Origin of the sequence: Cyanobacterium sp. uoEpiScrs1, assembly GCF_947331815.1 — a bacterium.
In the GTDB taxonomy this organism is placed as follows: Bacteria; Cyanobacteriota; Cyanobacteriia; order Cyanobacteriales; family Microcystaceae; genus Rippkaea.
The window spans coordinates 504,993-521,517 of sequence record NZ_OX373462.1; the positions used below are offsets into that span (position 1 = coordinate 504,993).

Consider the following 16,525-nt stretch of genomic DNA (forward strand, 5'->3'; position numbering starts at 1 on the left):
TTAAGTTTATACTAACCTTAAAGCTGACTTATTATTTAATAAGTATTATTCATAAATAACTTTTTTGTTCTCCACTTACTTAAACTACTTTATTAGCTCAAAAATAATAATATCTTCGATAAAGTTTATGACTTGTGTTTGAAATATTCATCTTTATAACCAGCTTATAGCTAGACTGTTAGATTGTTACAATGAAAATTAATTAATGTTTGGCTATAAATTAGATATTAAAACAATAATTTGCACGATTTATACTGAAATATACATATAAAACAACATGTAAATTACATATGATATCTAAATATCATCATCCTTGAACTAAATTTAAATCAGCTTTACAGTCCTTTCTTCCTTGATAGCTCACTAAGTGCACTTTTGTCAGTGTGTAATCGTTCTGAACGATACTATAAAAATTATGATGGTCAAATGAATTGGTTAAGTTGTTTTCCCAGGAACGAGCGATTTATAAAATTTCTGAGCTGCATCGGGTGATATTTCCTAAGCTTTTTTTTGATAAGCAAAACTGTTAAGCTTAGTTTGATAAGCAATTTCGATGTGCTTATCGAACTATGATGCCTGATTAACACCAAACCAAACTATAGTACGGCCTTGGGTTGAGTAATCAATTTATGGAAATAGTGTGAGAAATAAGCTCCTTGTCCTTGTAATTATAGTAGATATTGAAAAAGAGCAACATCACAGTGATTGTTAGAAAGTTTTTCAACTTCTTACAATTTACTTAATGTCAACATTCACATGACTTAAATTTCGTTGATCAGGCCAATTTAGACTAGACCGATTAAAATAGAAAAGTTGTCTAGTTTCTCAATAATAAGGCTCACACGAACTATGGCAGTCCCAAAAAAGAAAACCTCTACTCTCAAACGAGATCAACGCAAGGCTCATTGGAAAAGACAAGCAGCTAAAGAAGCCCAAAAGGCTTTATCTTTAGGCAAATCTGTCCTTTCAGGGCGTTCTACTTTTGTTTATCCCCAAGACGAGGACGACGAAGAATAACAAAACAACAAGGCACACGACTAGAAAAATTTTTCTAGTCGTGTGCCTTGTTGTTTCTTTAAAAAATGGCATATTTATCCTAAATTTATTGATTAATAATCTTTAAAGCGGAAATACTATTGCAACCTCGATGGCATTTCTGTTATTAAAAATAATTACTAGCTATATTAAGATCAATCATTGTAGTTTATTTTGAATACAAATGGACAATCTACTATTATTACCAGACGATAGCTACAGAGTATTTTGTTTAATAATAAATTGATTGGATTGTTAAAAGCTCAAATTATTTTGATGTAACTATAAGTAGAAAGGCGTGATTGTTATAGTGATAAATATGCTGATTGTCTAGATAGATGTCCTAGAAATTAGATTTTAAACTAAAAACATTAACGATATTTATTTACTAGTTAATTTTTTACTAATAACTATTATATAAAGGCATGACTAAAGATATATCTCTACAGGGTAGATATCAAATCAATGATTTTTATTTTTAATATAGCAATATACTTTTAATTAAGTAAAGCATACTGTTAATAGTAAGATTATTGCTGCAATGTTAATTGTTATTTAATATGATTGACATTGTACAAAATAAAAACTAACAAATATTATATAAGATATTGATATTTTTACAGTAATTTTAATGTTGTAGATTTTAAATTATTTAACAAGTAAGCAGAAATTAACTATCCTAGTAAAGGATAATTAATTGTTTAACTTATTCACATAGAAAACTAATTATTTAACACTTTTTTAAAGATGGACTTTAAGTAAAATACAGCTAAATCTTATTTTTAGTCAATTTCAAAGAATACTAACTATTTTAGTGATTATTTATTTAATTAATATTAGTTAATTAAATAAATAATCACTACCATCAATTAATCTTGAATATAAATACATAACATCAAAAGACAAAGTAACTGATAATAATCCTATTCTCTTTGGAGTAAAAATGATAAAAGACTATATATAAATTTACTTTAAACAAAAAAACAATCATAATAGTATTGATACGCGCTCAAGACAAGAATAATCGGATGGTGAGTAGATAAATTTATATTCATGACTTATCTTAAAAAGATTATCACTGAAGGAATAGCAAAAAAAAATAAATAGTAAAGTGACAATTTTTTACTAGAAAATTATGCAATATAAGCTTAATTTATTGACTAAATTTTATTTTTTGGCAAATGATTCTTGTATAATTAATATTATCTTTTTAATATATTTATATACAATGGTTCTTATTGGATAAATTAACCAAGTTATATGTTTAATTTTTACTAAAGATCAAAGTAATTGAGCTTAAGAATTTAACTTTTTGTATTTAACTTGTTGCGTTGAGGATCCCCCAAATAAGGTTTAGTTTTCTGAGTAGATAAAACATGAGTCAGTTGCCAATGCTCTGCTAAACGCTGCAGGAATCTATCCTGTTCAACCCGAAAACGCTCAATATTGTAACCATGGTTAATTATAGAAAACCAAACTTGACCTCGTTCTTTCGTAGGTATCACCCCAGCTAAGGCACTTACTTGGGCTAGGGTCCCTGTTTTAACCGCAACTCCGTCTGGAAGATTACGCAATTTTACCGTTCCAGTAGTGTCTCGTCCAACCATTGGAAAAATATCTGTGATATTGATAGGTTTTTCTTCCAACCTCTTCTGAATACCAATCAACATAGCAACAGATGCTTGGGGAGAAATACGGTTTTCGAGTCCCAATCCTGAGCCGTTAATCAACTGAATCTCTTCGAGAGGAACATTAGCAGCCCTGGCAGCTTTCTGCGCTACTATTGTTGCTCCTCCTACTGATTGTGCTAAGCTTTCAGCCATGGCATTATTACTGTAAAGATTCATTTGTTTAAGGAGTTCGGCCAAAGTTAAAGACTGGTGACAGATTAGTAATTTAGAATCTTCTGGGAGATTAGATTGAAATTGAACTTTACCGGTGATCGCTACTTGGGGACGAGAAGTATCTGAAAAGAGGTTTTGATACTTTTGTTCGATAATTTTACGCCAACTAGATTTATCTAAGCCTACCTTGAGCAGTTCTCCTGAAACTTGAGGATCAGGATTAAAGTTCATAGAAAACTTGTCAACTATGATCAAATCACCTATTACTTTACTAATTCCTAATTTGTTTAATTGATTACCCAGGGCAATCGCTTCTTCCCAAACAAATAAAGGATCACCGCCTCCTTGTATCACCAAATCTCCTCTTAAGACTCCATCTGTGAGAGAACCCGTCCTATAAATTAGGGTTTCAAAACGATGATCTGTGTTCCAAGTTTCTAAGGCAGCAATAGAAGTAGCAATTTTAGTCAAAGACGCGGCAGACAAAGGAATATTAGACTGGTGTTGTCCTAAATGAGCCCAGTCTGATTGAATCCAAACCCCTTGTTTATCTAGAGAAAAACCTAAGGAGCTGATGTTTTGGAGATAGTCGGCTACAATTTCTTCTACTATAGGATCAGAGTTTATGGGAACATTAAAAATTTCCGCCTGTTGCCAGGCAGCTATCATAATTGGCTGTAACGGTTCTGGATTAAGCCCTAAAAAATTTATTAAAAAGTTAGCAATAGCCAAACCGAATAGTTCTTGCATTCTGAAATCACCTCACGTCATGCGATAATTTAGGTAATGTTAATTTTTTTGGTCTTTCTTTTTTTATCATTATTTGTTTGGCCTATTGTGAAATTGCGAATTCTTTCCATTCTGATTTTTCAGGGCTTCTGTTAAAATTTTGAAGGTTTATATCACTTTGATTCAATGGCAGCAACCACCGCAAGAATTGCAGTAGACGCTATGGGAGGGGATCACGCTCCTGGCGAAATTGTCGCTGGAGCAATCCGAGCTTCTGAAGAGCTAGATGTTAACGTTTTGTTGGTTGGCGATCACCAACAAATTCAAGACTCCCTAAAACACCATGCTCATGCCCCTAATATCGAAATTGTCGAGGCCAATGAGATAATCGCTATGAACGAAGGACTCAAGGGACTTAGACGTAAACCAAAGGCATCTATTAACGTAGTTATGGATTTGGTTAAACAAAATCGTGCTGATGCGGTGGTTTCGGCAGGACATTCAGGGGCTGCCATGGCGGCTGCCTCTCTCCGTTTAGGCCGCATCAAAGGCATTGATCGTCCCGCAATTGGGGCTGTCTTCCCTACCCTACTAGAAGGTAAATCGGTGATTATTTTAGATGTAGGGGCTAACGTGGATTGTCGTCCCAAATATTTAGAACAATTTGCTCTAATGGGGACTATTTATAGCAAATATGTAATGGGAGTCGACCAACCCAAGGTTGGTTTACTTAATATCGGCGAGGAGTCTAGTAAGGGCAATGATTTAGCTTTACGAACTTATGAATTATTAGAAAACAACCCAAAAATTCCTTTTATCGGTAATGCAGAAGGAAGAGATGTCCTTGTAGGGCGGTTTGACGTAATTGTCTGTGATGGCTTTGTTGGAAATGTTCTACTTAAATTTGCGGAAGCTGTTGGAGAAATAGTTCTACAAATTATGCGCGAGGAATTGCCTCGAGGATGGCGTGGGAAAATTGGTGGACAAATCCTTAAGCCAAATCTGAAAAAGCTGAAACAGCGTGTTGATCATGCTGAACATGGAGGTGCACTATTGTTTGGGGTAGCTGGGATTTGTATTATTAGCCATGGAAGCTCCCAAGCTCCATCAATTTTTAATGCGATCCGCTTGGCAAAAGAAGCTATTAATAACAAAGTTATTGAGCGTATTCAGTCCGATGAGTCTACTTACCTCGATAAAATGGCGAATAGATCAGCCATAGTAAATATTGAGCCTTAATAATGACACTGAAAGACTTTTAGGGGAGTATTCTCCCCAATAATTATAAATATTTCAGGGAGACCCAAGGAGAAAATCTTTGAACGCATTAGGAGCTAAAATCGCAATTACGGGCTGTGGTTCATCCATACCCCCTCAAGTGATCACTAATGACGACCTTAGTCGTCTTGTTGATACCTCCGATGAGTGGATTCAGACACGCACTGGAATCGGCCGTCGGCATTTAGCTTCGCCAGATACATCACTTAGCGATATCTCGGCTCAAGCAGCTCAAGAAGCAATTACTATGGCTGGTCTGACTCCAAGAGACATTGACCTAATTATCTTAGCGACTTCTACTCCCGATGACTTATTCGGGAGTGCGGCTAAAGTACAACATTTATTAGGAGCCTCTAATGCGGTAGCTTTTGATTTAACTGCGGCATGTTCTGGCTTTGTTTTTGCATTAATTACAGCTGCCCAATTTATTCGTACTGGGGTTTATCAACGGGTAGTAGTGATTGGAGCAGATATCCTTTCCCGTTGGATGGACTGGTCAGATCGTAATACATGTGTTCTCTTTGGCGATGGGGCAGGTGCCGTGGTTTGTCAAGCAACCCTTCGTGAAGATTGTTTATTAGGGTTTGATATGTACAGTGATGGCAAGCAACATCATTCCCTTAATCTTTCTTACAAAGGACAGCAGAAAACCCTTAAAGAGAAGGTTAATATCAGTCAAGGAAGTTACCATCCCATCACGATGAATGGACGAGAAGTTTACCGTTTTGCTGTAGTTAAAGTGCCAGAAGTTATCGAAAGAGCTCTAGTTCGTGCTGGCATTTCTAGTGAAGAAATTGATTGGCTAATCTTACATCAAGCCAATCAGCGTATAATACATGCAGTGGCTCAACGGCTAGATATTCCCTCAGAAAAGGTCATTGCTAATCTAGAAGAATGTGGTAACACATCAGCCGCCTCCATTCCTATTGCTCTTGATGAAGCTGTCAGAGATGGGAGAATTAAAATGGGGGATATCATTGCTAGTTCAGGTTTTGGAGCGGGGTTGACTTGGGGTGCAGTAATTTTTCGCTGGGGTATTTAATCACCTTTAATTAAATTTTGAAAATTTATTGATAAAAGCAAATGAAAATAGCGTGGGTATTTCCAGGGCAAGGATCACAAACTGTTGGGATGGGGGTAGATTTACAAGAAACTCTCATAGGCAAAACTAAATTTGGACAAGCACAACAGATTCTAGGTTGGTCTGTTTTAGAGAAATGTCGGGGCGATGAGAAGGAGTTATCCCGTACTCTCTATACTCAGCCGTGTTTGTATGTAGTTGAAAGTATTTTAGTCGATCTATTCCGAGAGACAGGTCACACTCCTGATTTAGTAGCTGGACATAGTTTAGGGGAATATTCAGCCTTGTATGCGGCAGGAGTATTTGATTTTGCTACCGGATTGCAGTTGGTTCAACATCGTGCCCAATTGATGGATAAGGCTGTTGGGGGAACAATGGCCGCTTTAATGAAGTTTGATCGTGGTCAATTAGAAGAGGCGATCACAGCTAACCCTGATGTTGTATTAGCTAACGATAATAGTGAGCAACAGGTAGTTATTTCGGGAACTCCTGAAGCAGTCAATGTAATTATCTCTAAGATTAAAGCTAAACGAACTGTTCCTCTTAAAGTATCTGGGGCATTCCATTCTCCGTTAATGAAAAAAGCAGCTCAACAATTTGAGACTTTACTGACTGCTTATGAATTTACTGATGCTCAAATTCCGGTACTTTCTAATGTTAATCCTAATCCGACTCAGTCAGGGAAAGTCTTAAAAGCTTATTTAACTCAACAGATGACTAGTTCTGTTCGTTGGCGGGAGATAATGTTGCAGTTGCGTCAAGAAGAAATTAGTCAGGGGATTGAGATCGGTCCAGGAAAGGTTTTAACTGGTTTAATTAAGCGCACTTGTCCCGGTATGGAGTTGGCTAATGTTAGTAGTCTCAAAGACTTGGTCTAATTAAATTGATTAATAGAGAAATGGTCGAGCTCAACTAAACTATAGCTAAGTTCTTTGTCCAGAATAATTCTAATTCTACCTTTTTTATTTGTTTGTTATATTTGACCCTTATGTATTTCCGAATAAAGTGGGTCAACTTTTCTATTGGTCTAGGTATCTATACAGATGTAATAGACCAAATTAGTGAGTTTACGGCCTTATATACTCTATTCATATCTTTTAAATATAACTTTGAATAAGTTGACAAAAAAAATATTAGTGCCATAGAACTTTCTTTCTAGGATTATCGAACTTAGTTGGGGCATAAGCTTGTTTTTATTATCTATTTTATTTAGTTAGTTCATTGTTAAAAACTGACAATAGTTAAGAAATACAATATCGCTTTATCTTTTACATTTTTTGGATAAAAAATATAGATTAATGTTTCTATGAACGGGTTAAAAAATACTAAAATTAACAGTTTTTACTATCTTCTTGAGAAGAATAATATAATCTTATTTTTATAAAATTATATTATTCTGGTTAATTGTTAATAAATGATATAGCTTATAATATTTTTTAGTTAAGATACACAATAACTTTTTATACTCTTTAAAATATAATAAATATTTTTAAATACTACTAATAATTTATCTAGAATTTTCTATTTAAAAGATATATTATAGAATAATAGGATAATATTAATGTCTTATATACTCAATTTAGTTTTATTTATTATATGTATTAGATACAATCTATTTGATTAAATTTTATCTAATAATTTAATTGGCAAAATGTTTTTATGCCACAATAAATAATTACTATTAGCTTAGATATTGAAATTGATTTGTCTATACAAACATTATGTATTCATAGTACATTTACTATTATTATGAATATAGTTCTTTCAAGATTAAAATATTTTTATAGTTTTTGTATTTATACTCTCATACAAATTAATCAGGGTAATATAAGGTATTCTTGTGTTTTAGTTACAAATATTTTGTTAATTATCAGCTGTCAAAATTTATAATGTTGTTACATAGAAATTGCCCAACTATATTGGCTATATATAACTTGATAATTGTCATTTTATAAAAAACTATAAAACTCAATAAATAATAACAAGCTAAGTATTGAAAACAGTTTAAAAACCAACTAATATATTATTGTTATTAAGTAATATTTATTAAGTACTTAGTAACAATAATATATATGTTAACTTCCATATATATTAAATAATAATACAGTAGTTATTATTTTTACAGTTAAACTCAAAATATTTTTTATCTTTGAACAAAGTCTTACTCTTAGTTCATCACAATGTAATATATTTATCTAACTTTTAAAAGTTACAAGATCTTTGATTTTTAGAAATAAATTATCAATAAATTTTTATTGTTTAATCTACTTTTTTCTTTGTTCTCCACTTTTATATTTAACGACAAGAAGAATATTTAATCTTTTTTAGTTAACCCCATCTTGTTTAAGATAAAACTTTTTTAAAACATTTAAATATAAATATTATTTTCTTAATTATAAATATTTAGTTTTTTGAATTTAAGCAAATTAAAATATGGGAATCAACCAAGGTTTTCTGATATAGTTTTTAACTTAATTATTTTATTTATATTTATAGTCTAGCTCTTATTAAAATAGATATTTTTTATTGTAAAACGAAATTTATAACAATTAATTATGTATTTTAATAAAGTTTACTAATGATTAATTTTGAATATATATATATATATATATATATAATAAATCCTATATATTATCCTAAACAAGATTTTTGTCCTATATCTGTAATAGAAATAGCTTTATAAAATGCTCATCAGCATAGCTTTTTAGAGGAATATTGAGTAATATATTTTCGATTTTTTAAAAAAATTATAGTCAATTTTTATTGACTATCAAACTGATTTATAATTCCATACAATTTTAACTTGTGAGGCTATATCTAAAAATTTTTTTGCTAAATATGCCAACCGGCAAATAGAATAATAATGCTATGCAAACTCCTAATGATAGTTGTTTAAATTATAAAATATTACTATGATATCAAGGTAAAATTTTTACTCATAGCACAATACATTAATAAATATTTATTGTAGAAAATAACTGAGATTTTCTATTCACTTTATAAGTTTATATTGAACTTACCTCGGTATAGAATATAAATTTATATAACTTCAAATAAAAGTTTATTATATTTTCAGAAATTATTTCTTAAATAAAAATAGTAAAACAATAAATTTTAAATAGAAGAAAAAGGCTTAAGTTTTTGAAGTAACATTTTAGCTTTTTGAGTAATAACTTCCCAATTTTTATTATCAATAGCATTCTTAGGGAATAATTGGCCCGATAAACCTACTGCGATTGCTCCTGCTTGAATAAAATCCGCAGCATTGTCAAGGGTTACTCCACCAGTGGGGATAAGAGGAATAGACCCTAAAGGACCTTGTAGCCCTTTAATATAAGAGCTTCCTCCCATTGCTTGTATGGGAAAGACCTTAACGCAACTAGCCCCTAATTGCCAAGCAGTGACAATTTCTGTTGGAGATAAAGCACCAGGAATTATGGGAATTCTAGCGTTAATGGCGGTTTGAATTAATATAGGGTTGACATTTGGGGTAAAGCAAAATTGAACCTTAGCTGCAATCGCCCCCTGTAGCTGTTCGAGGTTTAAAATTGTTCCTGTTCCAACAGTACAGTTAGGTAATTCTTGGCAAATTTGGCGAATTAATTGTGCAGGTCTTCCACTATTCCAGGTAATTTCAATTAGACGAATTCCACCGGCAGATACGGCTTTGGCCATATTTAAGCCAAGATTTAAATTATTAGTACGGATGACTGCAATAGCCCGATGTTGTCTGAGCAAATTTTGCCAAGAAAGTGAAAGGTCTTTAGAAGAGTTTGAAAATATCAACTTTTTTATTTGATAGATAATTAATTTCCCAATCTAGTCTAACCATTCCATACATTTAATACAAGTAAAATATATCAATTAAAATAAATTACATAAACAATATTCTATAAGTTTTTTCTTAAATAATCCTTTATATTCAAAAAATATGTCAAATGAGAATAGACCGCATTCTATAAAATATATTATCTAAAAGTTAAAAAGACAAAGTTTAAGAAATTGAATCTATATTTATTAAATAAGCTAGTAAATATCTTTGTCATAAAGTACTAAAAAATATTTTAATTACTGTATATCAATGCGTAATTTTTTATTTACTAATCCAGTATATTGTTTGATTTATCTTTATAAGTGAAATTAAGTGGTTGACTTAGAGTCTTTTGTTATTAAAATCATTGGATTAGACAACTCTTGTTTTGTTTAATGAACTGCAGCTTCTTCTAGAATTATATACATATAATTATGATTGGATAATTATATAGCTTTAAACACTTATTCTTTACTAAATAATTACAGTCATAGCAATAAATATTAGAGTACTTTTTAATAAAAAAACACGTAAGCTCTTAGTGATTATTGTCTAAATCTACGCTGATATTAGTAACTATTTCTTTATCAGTTTATTTTGTGCTAATATTCTACATTTGGAATAAAAAAGATAGTTATATTGACAGTGATTTTCATATATGGTGGCGACACTAACTATCAATTTTGATTGTAACTATTAAGACTATAACTAAAGTAAAATAGATAGTACGTAATACAACAAAACGTTAATTTATTCTCTTAAATAGTCAATGTTTAACCTTGATAACTACGATAGCGATAGTAAGCAGAGCAAGCTCCTTCTGAGGACACCATAGGTGCGCCTAAAGGACGTTCTGGGGTACATTCTTTTCCAAAGGCAGAACAATGGTAAGGTTTTTTACATCCTTGCATAATTTCCCCACTAATACAAATTGAAGAGATATAAGAGGAGTTTATTGAAGATAACTCCTCAGCAAACCGTTCTAAGGCGTCAAAACTAGCGTATTTTTCTCGCAATCCTAGTCCACTTCGGTTAATTTCTCCAATACCTCGCCACTGTCGGGGAACAACCTCAAATACTTCTCTAATAATTTGTTTTGCAATAGAATTACCCTGCTGTTCTACAGAACGGATATATTGATTTTCACAGTGCGCTTGTCCTGACTCTAATTGTTGCAGACATAAATAAATACCTTGGAGGACATCGATGGGTTCAAACCCTGTTATCACAATGGGAACACCATATTTATGAGCAATGGGGTGATATTCCTCATACCCCATTACTGTACAAACATGACCGGCCGCTAAAAACCCTTGTACTTGGCATTTAGGTGACCCTAAAATAGCTTCTATAGCAGGGGGGACTAAGACATGAGAGACTAATAAAGAGAAATTGGTTATTGCACGTTGTGCAGCTTGATAAACGGCCATGGCAGTTGCAGGGGTAGTTGTTTCAAACCCGACTGCAAAAAAAACTACCTGTTTGTTGGGATTTTCCTCGGCAAGTCTAAGACCATCTAAAGGAGAATAGACAATACGAATATCTCCCCCCTTTGCTTTGACAGTGAGTAAATCTTCATCAGTTCCAGGAACTCGTAACATATCGCCAAAGGAACAGAAAATTACATCCCGAAGACTAGCAATTTTTAAGGCGGAATCAATCAGTCGAATAGGGGTGACGCATACGGGACAACCAGGCCCATGAATTAATGTGATTTTTGATGGTAAAAGTTTATCGATTCCGTATTTCACAATAGAATGTGTTTGTCCGCCACAAATTTCCATTATGTTCCAATCTCTGGTAGTTATTTGAGTAATTCTCTTGGAATATTTTTGAGCCAAGTTAGTATCGCGATATTCGTCAATAAATTTCATAGTTAATTAATAATAAATTAGTTATGAATAATATTTTTTAGGTTTTTTAACCTTACTAGATAACCTCCATATTAATTAACACTGTTATAAACATTGAATAACTTTAATTTTTCTTTACATATTAAGTGTTAAAGATCAATCAGGTTATTAAATTTGATCATTTAAAGTATACTAAATAGCTCGAGTTAATTTGATTATAATTTATATAAATAATTCAAAACTTTTTTACTTTTTTTGCTAAAAAATATATTAAATTTTATTTTTTATTGTTTAACGTAAATCATTGTTGTAAAGAGATAGTCAGTATGATTGGTGTATTAGACTATTGGACAATGTCTAGTATTTTATACATTGAATAAGTAATTGACTTTAAGTAAAATAAAGAAAATAATTGTATATATTTACATCTCGAAAGACATGATTTTAACTGTCCAGGATTTATATCGCTTATGCTAAGTATTTAAAGTTAAATTTTGTTTGATTTTCTTAGCCACTTTAATATATATTTGTATTTAAATATTTTACAAAAAATTTATCATTTTCTACATTTAATGAGATTCATCTTCTATTAATCTAGTTATAGATAATACAATTATATAAACTATAGATATATTTTGTCTCTGCCATCTTCCTTTTTATTTAAGTAGAGTACAATATACAATGATGAATTTTTACTAATTAATTAATTATTCTATTTATTTAGAAAATATTTTATAAACGTAGTATTTTGCTATTGTTCTAGTTATAGAAATGACTTTATATTTTGATCTAACGATGATGAGCATTATTTTTTGATATTATTATAGCAGTGATTAAATTATTTCAAGTCTAAAATAAATTGGATATCAATTTTATAAAAACTCGTAGTATAACCTGATTTATGGAGCAATTTATAACCCAATAAAATTCTAAAGCTTAATAAAAAAAATTGTCGTTCTACTATGGCAACTAATTCTAAAATTAAATTTACTCTTTCAGGCTCTATTCAAACTTGACCGGGAGAACTAGTTCTCTATAATATCCAAGTAGTTATTTTGCTTACTGCTTCTGCAGACATAAAAGTAAAAATAATTTTACTGAATAAAACCTATTTCTCTCTATGAGGTTGTCTCAACCTTAGCTAGAGGACCCTAAGAAAACTGACTAAAAATTTTTATAGGATAGCAAAATAATTTAGCAGTCTAGTGTAAATAATTATCCATTAGCTTATGGAAATAATTACTATCATAGCTACCCCGTATTTAGGTTATTGCAAGTGCGGTAAATTGAAATATTTGAAGTTGACTTAAGAACAAAAATAGATTGATTTGTAATTACACTCTCTTGAGTCTTAAGTAATTTACGAAAAGGATAATTTTAATTAAATAGAAGATTAGTTTTTGGGATCTATGCAAACTTATGATTTAATGAGTAATTAATAGATAAAAATTAGTCATTTAATAAGCTAAGTTTTGCACTGGTCTTTAGTGATAAATCTACACCTTCAATTAAGGAGATAAAGGCATTCTTGAAATATTTAGCTACACCCTTAGGGACTTTATCACTGTATAATAGTGTCCACTAAGTACCTGACATTTTATAAATAAATTCAAAAAACTTTCTAATTAGAGAGAAACTTTGATAGTTTCTAATAATTTTATATTTTTTTTAAAAATTCTTTAGTAAAGTTAAATGATTGAAGTTTATGAGAAAATTGGACAACTATTGAAGTTATCCAATACTCTTCTAAGCTTTTCGAGAATAATACTCAACTACCAATAATTCATTAATTTGTAAAGCTATCCATTCTCGCTCAATAATCCCATTTACTTTCCCCGTTAAGGTATTTTTGTCAAAATCTAAATGACTTGGAAGATTAGCTAGACCAGGATATTCCATATTTGCTTCTACCAAGCGACGAGAACGCTCTTGATTACGAACTGAGATAACTTCCCCAGGACGGCATTGATAACTAGGGATGTTAACAACTTGTCCATTAACGGTAAGATGACCGTGCGAGACTAGCTGGCGGGCTCCTGGAATGGTTCCTGCCATACCTAAACGAAATACTGTATTATCAAGGCGCATTTCTAGTAATTCCAGAAGTTTTTGACCGGTAGAACCTGTGGCTCTACGAGCTTTTTTCACATAGCGTACTAGCTGACCTTCAGTTACGCCATAGTTAAAGCGCAGTTTCTGTTTTTCCTCAAGACGAATAGCATATTCCGAACGCTTTCTGCGTCCTTGTCCATGTTGCCCTGGGGGATAGGCACGACGAGGGTTTTTGCGACTTAAGCCAGGGAGTTCTCCTAGTCGTCGTACAACTCTTAAACGAGGTCCTCTATAACGAGACATATAACGGATTTTCTCCTAAAATACATAGTTATTCCAAAACCATCATTATACACGATTTGTAGTAATTGTTGGAGGGTCGAAATTTATATTGAGATAATCAGGAATTAGTTAACGAGAAAAAGCACTATTGCACTGGTAATTTTTATTAAAGAATTTAGAAAATCATTTCTTAAAATTTTTACATATTTTTTATTTTAAGCACATACATAAAACTTTAACTATTAAAGAAGTAGTAGAAATAAAAATAGAATACATACTATATACTAAACTATATTTTTATTCGTTCGTCAATATATTGAAGTAAGTGATTATTTCTTAAACTATTGAGATTGATTTTTTAAAAATCATCTAAGTTATCAAACACTTATACTTTTATTTTAGTATTTTTATAAAAAATAATAGTTTTTTATATATCAAAAAACATCATTGTAAAAAAACATCTATCTAAACTGATATATTATTTATGTAAACTTTAGTTAATAGCTCTCTATTGGAGTATAAAACTTTTAAATTTATTCAGACTATAAATATACAAAATTACATAAACATAATTTTAAAAAATATAATTATCAATACTCTTGTTTACAATTAATAGTAGTTCATAAAATGAGCAATATCTGTTATTTAAGTGATTTTAATCTTGATTAGGAGTATCAACTTCTAACGACAACTTATAAATTTGACGACGGTTTAAAGAAATTAATTCTGCTAAGTGACAACTCGCTTGTGACCGCGTCATTCCCATAGCTAACAATTGTTTTAATTCCTTCTTTAATTGTTCTTCAGTTAATGTTAATTCAGACATTGTATGGCATCCGGCTACGATTAGGGTAAATTCTCCTTTAAGGTATTTTGAATCTTGAAAATAGTTAATTGCTTCTCCCAGGGTTCCTCTCCATAATTCTTCATATAATTTCGTTAGTTCTCTAGCTACTGTAATTAAACGGTTTTTTCCGAAAAAATTTCCTAAGTCGTTTAAAGTTTGTAACAAACGATGGGGGGACTCATAAAAGATTATGGTACGAGTTTCCGTCTTCAAAAATGTTAAACGATTAACCCTGCTTTTATCTTTTGTGGAAAGAAATCCTTCAAAAACAAAGCGATTTGTGGGTAAACCAGAAACTGATAGCGCCATGATGGCAGCATTTGCTCCAGAAATAGGAATAGTAGCAATACTTTTATCAATACAAGCTTTAATCAATTCATACCCCGGATCAGATATACCTGGCATTCCTGCGTCAGTGACCAAAGCAATAATTTTTCCTTGTTGTAGATAACCAATTAACTCATCTTGACGAGACAATCGATTATGGTGGTGATAACTTATCTGAGGGGTGTTAACGTGAAAGTAGTGTAGGAGTTTTTTCGTGTGACGGGTATCTTCTGCAGCGATCAAATTCACTGATTTTAGAATATGGATCGCCCTTAATGTCATATCTTCCAAATTGCCAATGGGAGTCCCGACAACATAAAGAGTACCTGTTTGTAGAATTTCATTGCTCATTTTTACGACTCATGAATGGATTATTTATCGGTTTAACAACTCTGGACTTAATTTATCTTACCGAGCACTTTCCCCATAGTAATGAAAAAATTGTAGCTATTGATGAAACGATTTCTGTAGGGGGCCCAGCAACGAATGCGGCTATCACTTTTAAACATTTTAGTGATCAAGCAACTTTATTAAGTGTGATTGGTAATCATCCTATTAGTCAATTAATTTATGCTGAATTAAACGATTATTCTATAAATGTTTTTGACTTAAATCCTCATCACAAAAAACCTTTGCCTACTTCTTCAATTATTGTTAATACAATGACAGGTGAACGGGCTGTTGTTTCTATTAATGCTACTAAATCTAAAGCGATTATCAATAATGGACTTTCTGCGAGAATTTTGCAAAATGTTGACATTATTTTAGTCGATGGGCATCAAATATCTACAAGCATTATGATAGCTAAAGAAGCGCAACGGTTAAAAATACCTGTTGTTTTAGATGGAGGAAGCTGGAAACCTGGACTATCTAAAATTCTTCCTTATGTAAATTATGCGATTTGCTCTGAAAATTTTTATCCTCCTAACTGTCTTAATTCTCTCGATGTGTTCCATTACTTAAAAGATATTAAAATTCCTTATATTGCTATTACTAAGGGAGCAAAGCCAATTCAATATTGGACTAAAGAAGAATCAGGAAATGTTGAAGTTTCAAAAATAAAAGCGATAGACACATTAGGAGCAGGAGATATCTTTCATGGAGCTTTTTGCTATTTTATTCTTCAATACAATTTTAAGGATTCTATAATAAAAGCTTCTCAAGTTGCGTCTATTGCTTGTCAGTATTTTGGAACTCATCAATGGATGTCTAAAATAGTTAATGGTTAATGATTATTAAATTAGGATTTAAACTGCTCTCTTTATTTATTTTTTTACAGACAATAAAGTTTTTTGACAGTTATCATTTTTTGTTGCATCTTATGGCTATAATTTTATCTTTATGGTGTAAGATAAAAAATCCTTCTAGAGTTGAAGAAAGAGAAAC

10 protein-coding genes are annotated in these 16,525 nt (G+C 31.5%); 5 read left to right on the plus strand and 5 right to left on the minus strand.

The features are described 5' to 3' along the window. The first annotated feature begins 849 nt into the window (after nt 1-849). Nucleotides 850-1,017: a 50S ribosomal protein L32 gene (locus OXU93_RS01805; protein WP_267384131.1), complete on the plus strand. Its 168-nt coding sequence runs from the start codon at nt 850-852 to the stop codon at nt 1,015-1,017. Between the two features lie 1,322 nt (nt 1,018-2,339). Here the strand turns inward: OXU93_RS01805 and OXU93_RS01810 are convergent. Next, on the minus strand, nt 2,340-3,629 hold the full coding sequence (locus tag OXU93_RS01810; protein WP_267384132.1) for a D-alanyl-D-alanine carboxypeptidase: 1,290 nt from the start codon (nt 3,627-3,629) through the stop codon (nt 2,340-2,342). 165 nt (nt 3,630-3,794) lie between these two features. Between OXU93_RS01810 and plsX the strand changes: the two genes are divergently transcribed. From plsX to fabD, 3 genes are all read left to right on the plus strand, one after another. Further along, complete coding sequence (gene plsX / locus OXU93_RS01815) at nt 3,795-4,847, plus strand: phosphate acyltransferase PlsX (protein ID WP_267384133.1); 1,053 nt, start codon at nt 3,795-3,797, stop codon at nt 4,845-4,847. Between the two features lie 79 nt (nt 4,848-4,926). After that, entirely contained in the window at nt 4,927-5,928 is a 1,002-nt protein-coding gene (locus tag OXU93_RS01820) for a beta-ketoacyl-ACP synthase III (protein ID WP_267384134.1), read from the plus strand. A 41-nt stretch (nt 5,929-5,969) separates the two neighbouring features. After that, nucleotides 5,970-6,845 (plus strand): ACP S-malonyltransferase, encoded by an 876-nt coding sequence (gene fabD, locus OXU93_RS01825; RefSeq protein WP_267384135.1) that lies wholly within the window; start codon nt 5,970-5,972, stop codon nt 6,843-6,845. A gap of 2,236 nt (nt 6,846-9,081) precedes the next feature. Here fabD and OXU93_RS01830 read toward each other — a convergent pair. The 4 genes from OXU93_RS01830 to rsmI form a co-directional block, all read right to left on the minus strand. Next, nucleotides 9,082-9,750: a bifunctional 4-hydroxy-2-oxoglutarate aldolase/2-dehydro-3-deoxy-phosphogluconate aldolase gene (locus OXU93_RS01830; RefSeq protein WP_267384742.1), complete on the minus strand. Its 669-nt coding sequence runs from the start codon at nt 9,748-9,750 to the stop codon at nt 9,082-9,084. A gap of 801 nt (nt 9,751-10,551) precedes the next feature. Next, complete coding sequence (hypD, locus tag OXU93_RS01835; protein WP_267384136.1) at nt 10,552-11,652, minus strand: hydrogenase formation protein HypD; 1,101 nt, start codon at nt 11,650-11,652, stop codon at nt 10,552-10,554. Between the two features lie 1,725 nt (nt 11,653-13,377). Continuing rightward, a complete protein-coding gene (gene rpsD, locus OXU93_RS01840; protein ID WP_267384137.1) occupies nt 13,378-13,986 on the minus strand; it encodes a 30S ribosomal protein S4 in 609 nt (202 codons plus the stop codon). A gap of 634 nt (nt 13,987-14,620) precedes the next feature. Beyond that, a complete protein-coding gene (gene rsmI, locus OXU93_RS01845; protein WP_267384138.1) occupies nt 14,621-15,490 on the minus strand; it encodes a 16S rRNA (cytidine(1402)-2'-O)-methyltransferase in 870 nt (289 codons plus the stop codon). A gap of 11 nt (nt 15,491-15,501) precedes the next feature. On the opposite strand from rsmI, the gene OXU93_RS01850 reads away from it, so the two are divergent. Continuing rightward, a complete protein-coding gene (locus OXU93_RS01850; RefSeq protein WP_267384139.1) occupies nt 15,502-16,368 on the plus strand; it encodes a sugar kinase in 867 nt (288 codons plus the stop codon). Nucleotides 16,369-16,525: the final 157 nt, after the last annotated feature.